This window comes from Cryobacterium sp. Y57, assembly GCF_002929505.1.
Classification (GTDB): Bacteria; Actinomycetota; Actinomycetes; order Actinomycetales; family Microbacteriaceae; genus Cryobacterium.
The window spans coordinates 1-1,351 of record NZ_PJJL01000005.1; the positions used below are offsets into that span (position 1 = coordinate 1).

Consider the following 1,351-nt stretch of genomic DNA (forward strand, 5'->3'; position numbering starts at 1 on the left):
CTGGTTTCTGCGACCGGATCCCGCTCCCACCGCAAGGGTGTTCACGATATTCCGGTCCCCCTTCTCCCGAAGTTACGGGGGCATTTTGCCGAGTTCCTTAACCATAGTTATCTCGTACGCCTTGGTATGCTCTACCTGACCACCTGTGTCGGTTTGGGGTACGGGCCGTGTGTGTGCTCGCTAGAGGCTTTTCTTGGCAGCAGAGGATCACCGAATTCGCCTCAACCGGCTATGCGTCACCTCTCAGGATTAGTGAGCGACGGATTTGCCTATCGCTCTCCCTACCGGCTTGCCCCAGTGTTACCACTGACTGGTACGGCTACCTTCCTGCGTCACCCCTTCGCTTGACTACTACCAGCGAAGTTCCCACGCAGCCCCAGAACTCCACACCCCCGAAGGGGAGTGATCGATCCGGTTTTGGGTGGTTAGTACCGCTGATTCGTCACGGGCGCCCACACACGGGTACGGGAATATCAACCCGTTGTCCATCGACTACGCCTGTCGGCCTCGCCTTAGGTCCCGACTCACCCTGGGCGGACTGGCCTGGCCCAGGAACCCTTGGTCTTTCGGCGGGCAAGGTTCTCACTTGCCTTGTCGCTACTCATGCCTGCATTCTCACTCCCCCACCCTCCACCACCGGTCACCCGGTGGCTTCGCTGAATGAGGGACGCTCCCCTACCCACACCCACCACAAGGTGGATGTGCCGCGGCTTCGGCGGTGTGCTTGAGCCCCGCTACATTATCGGCGCACAATCACTTGACCAGTGAGCTATTACGCACTCTTTCAAGGGTGGCTGCTTCTAAGCCAACCTCCTGGTTGTCTTTGCGACTGCACATCCTTTCCCACTTAGCACACGCTTGGGGGCCTTAGCCGGCGATCTGGGCTGTTTCCCTTTCGACGTACGGAGCTTATCCCCCGCCGTCTCACTGCCACGCTTTACACCACGGCATTCGGAGTTTGGCTGACGTCAGTAACCTAGTAGGGCCCATCGGCCATCCAGTAGCTCTACCTCCGCGGTGAANCTGCCACGCTTTACACCACGGCATTCGGAGTTTGGCTGACGTCAGTAACCTAGTAGGGCCCATCGGCCATCCAGTAGCTCTACCTCCGCGGTGAACCACGCAACGCTGCACCTAAATGCATTTCGGGGAGAACCAGCTATCACGGAGTTTGATTGGCCTTTCACCCCTACCCACAGCTCATCCCCTCAGTCTTCAACCTAAGTGGGTTCGGGCCTCCACGCGGTCTTACCCGCGCTTCACCCTGGCCATGGGTAGATCACTCCGCTTCGGGTCCAGAACACGCCACTATTCACACGCGCGTATGCGCGTGTGGGTCGCCCTATTCAGA

1 rRNA gene is annotated in these 1,351 nt (G+C 58.9%); it reads right to left on the reverse strand.

Going from position 1 to position 1,351, the window contains the following annotated elements:
* Positions 1 to 1,351 (reverse strand): 23S ribosomal RNA (locus tag CXY72_RS00030); the annotation flags it as partial.